This is a genomic window from uncultured Ralstonia sp. (assembly GCA_913056305.1).
In the GTDB taxonomy this organism is placed as follows: Bacteria; Pseudomonadota; Gammaproteobacteria; order Burkholderiales; family Burkholderiaceae; genus Ralstonia.
The window spans coordinates 1-3,022 of sequence record CAJXMR010000359.1 but is presented as its reverse complement, the minus strand read 5'-3'; the positions used below and the strand labels follow the sequence as shown (position 1 = coordinate 3,022).

The window sequence follows — 3,022 nt, the reverse complement described above, 5'->3', positions numbered from 1 at the left end:
CATAAGCCGATCGACGATCAGTCTGCGCGGTCGGTGCGCAGCGGGCCGTATTCGATCGGCACCCAGGCGTAGGCGTTGCCATCCTTGCGCACATGGCCCAGCCCCGGGAACGGCAGGTGCGCGCCGCCCACCCACAGCTTGTCATGCGCCGCCTCGGCAAACAGCTTGCGGCGCGTGGCGACGGCCTGCTTCTTGTCGACGTCATACTCGAACGCAACCTCGGGGTGCATGAACTGCACCGCATGGCTGTGCACGAGGTCGCCCCACACCAGCAGGCTCTGGCCCTTGGACGCGAACAGGTAGCCGCTATGCCCCGGCGTGTGGCCGTTGGCCACCACGGAACGCACGCCCGGCAGCACCTCATCGCCCGGCTTGAACTGCTTGAGCTTGCCGGCCGCCGCATACGGCGCCACCGCATCGCGCGCCATCTTGAAGAACGGCTGCATGTCCTTCGGCTTGGTGGCGGCAATCGTCTCGCTCAGCCAGTAGCCGGCTTCCGGCGCGGCCACATAGACCTGCGCGTTGGGGTACGTCGGCTGGCCCTGCGGCGTCAGCAGACCGCAAGCGTGGTCGGGATGCAGGTGGGTCAGCAGCACGGCGTCGATCTGCTCGGGCTGGTAGCCGGCCGCGCGCACGTTGCCGGCCAGGCCACCCATGGTCGGGCCGAAGCAGGTGCCCGAGCCCGTATCGACCAGAATGCGCTGGCTGCCGGTGTCGATCAGGTAGCCGTTCACCGCCGTCTGCATGCCGGGCGTGGACGACACGAACATCCGCGCCAGCAGGCTCTGGACGGATTGGGCGCTCAGGCCCAGCAAGGTCTTCGGTTCCAGGTCGACGTAACCGTCATACAACGCGGTGACGACGGCGTCGCCGAGCGCCATGCGGTAGTAGCCGGGCACCTGCGCGCGCTGCTGGGTGGCGGCCGGTGCGGAAGCTGGCGCGGCCGTCTGCGCATGGGCAACACCGGCAATCGCGGCAACAGCAACAAGAGTGGCCGTCAGCGCGGCGCGGCGCGCAATCCGGGTGGGGGTGGCAAGCGTGGGGAAAGAACGCATGTCGGGGCTCCTCGGGAGATGCGCCGCATGCCCATCGCAGCGGCGGAAGCTCGGATCATGCCACGCTCAGCGCACATGCGTTGACGCCATTGGCGAGAGGGGTATCGCAAAAAACCGTCGACGACGACGAAAAGAAACAAGGCCCGACATGCCGGGCCTCTTTCGATCATCCGGATTCACGACGGCTGCGCAACCGCTGTGCCCGGGCCGACAGGTTACGGCGCGATGCTGAACGCCGGGGACGAAGTGACCGTGCCGGTAACCGTGCAGCCCCCATCGAGCGAGGCGTTATTGAACGTCAACGACGAGCTCGGGTTGTCCCATGCGCCCACGACCTTGGTCGGGCCGCAGCTAACGAACGGGGCTGTTACGGCAACGTTGTTGATCGACAACTGGGTGGTGGTGTCGGCCTGGCCCGTCCACGGAGTGTTGCTGGTGGCGCTACCCTGGATCGCGCCACACAGCACATCGCCGGCGACGAACTGCGTGGACGTGATATTGACGATGCCACCGCTGGTGATCGTGCCGTTGAAGGTTGCGGTGCAATTGGCGTTGGCTACCGGACTGGTCAAACTGGTGGTGCCCGAGACCGAGAACGGCTCGCCGTTCGGGTTCATCGGCTTGCCGTCGGCGCGCGAAACGGTAACGGCGAAGACCGGCGTGGCTGCTGCAGCGGAGAGTGCGAGTGCAAGTACCAGTGATACAGCTTTGCGTGTGCTCATCATCATTGCCTCACTAGGGGTGGCGGAAAACCGCCGGGACCGTGATGCGGGACTCGATCCCGCATGAACCCGCACCACAAAAAGAGCCGGACGCATGCAACCGCGCCCGGCTCAGAACTTGTACGAAACCGCTAGAAACGTGACGATCGGATTGGCCTTGAGCGTGGTCTTGGTGGTAGCCAACGTGGTGCCATCCGCTGCCTTGATGATCGTCGCGGCTTCCGTCTTGAGCGGCATGTACGACACAGTGGCCGTCAGCGACCAGCGCTTGTCGAGCGCATAGCTCGCGCCCAGATTGAAGATCGGCGCGAACGACGACGATGAATCCGCCTCTACCGAGGTCGGCCCCGGCTTGCCGGCACCCGCCGCCAGCACACTGCCCAGCTCGCGGTTCACCGCGCCGACGAAGTTCTGGTTCAGCTCGATGTTGGTGAAGAAGCTGTAGACGATGCCCGCACCCACGAACGGGCGAAACCTCGAGGTTGCCTGGCCGAAGTAGTACTGCAGGATCAGGCCTGGGCTCCACTGCCGTGACTTGCGCACCGCCGGCTCGAGGGTGGGGTCGTCCATGTCGACGTGGCCCAGCGCGCCGGCAGGCCCCGGCGCGCGGATGGTGCCGCGCCCGGTCAGTTTGAATTCAGGCGGCACCCCACCGATCGCCGTCACGGCGATGTTGTCGGTCAAGAAATGCGTGAATGTCAGGCCGAGCGTGTCGGCGTTGTTGACGCTCAGCCCGCTGCCGGGCGAGGTGAAGCTGTCTGGCGTGCGCAGCGGGTCGTTGATCGGCGCGTTGATGACGCGGGTGGTCAGCCCGTTGCTGGAATCCTGCGGCATGATGTGGAACCAGCCAACGCTGACGACGTTGTCGCCGGCCTGCTGCGCCATGGCGCCTGCGGAAGCGCAGGCCGCCATGAACGCGAAGGTCAGTCTTTTCATCGAGTCTCCTCTCTATTTTTTGTGGCGCGCGGCGCAAAGCGGCACGCCGCGGTCTTTGGTTTGAGATGCGGCGTCACTGCACGAACGCGCCCACCGTGAAGTACGGCTTCCCCTTGTCGTTCATGTCGAGAAAGCCGAAGGCGCCGCCCGTGAAGATCAGCTTGCCGGTCGGTGGCGAGCCCGCCGCGGCGCTGGCTTGCAGCGTGCGCACCACGCCCGGCACGGTTTGTGTGAAATCCAGGTTGAGCGCGCGGGCGAGGCTGGCTTGCGACGGGTTGAACGGATCGAGCAGCGTGGCCTGGTCGGCCA

At 65.9% G+C, this 3,022-nt stretch carries 4 protein-coding genes; all 4 read right to left on the bottom strand.

What is annotated here, in order from left to right; genetic code table 11:
- Positions 1 to 17: 17 nt before the first annotated feature.
- On the bottom strand, positions 18 to 1,055 hold the full coding sequence (locus QZ609_RS25995; protein WP_295501240.1) for an MBL fold metallo-hydrolase: 1,038 nt from the start codon (positions 1,053 to 1,055) through the stop codon (positions 18 to 20).
- Between the two features lie 215 nt (positions 1,056 to 1,270).
- On the bottom strand, positions 1,271 to 1,777 hold the full coding sequence (locus QZ609_RS25990) for a hypothetical protein (protein ID WP_295501237.1): 507 nt from the start codon (positions 1,775 to 1,777) through the stop codon (positions 1,271 to 1,273).
- A gap of 111 nt (positions 1,778 to 1,888) precedes the next feature.
- Positions 1,889 to 2,713 carry an OmpW family outer membrane protein gene (locus QZ609_RS25985; protein WP_295501235.1) on the bottom strand — a complete coding sequence of 275 codons (825 nt, stop codon included), beginning with the start codon at positions 2,711 to 2,713 and terminating at the stop codon, positions 1,889 to 1,891.
- Between the two features lie 73 nt (positions 2,714 to 2,786).
- The coding region (locus QZ609_RS25980) for a DUF2957 domain-containing protein (RefSeq protein WP_295501232.1) at positions 2,787 to 3,022 on the bottom strand (236 nt) is incomplete at its 5' end.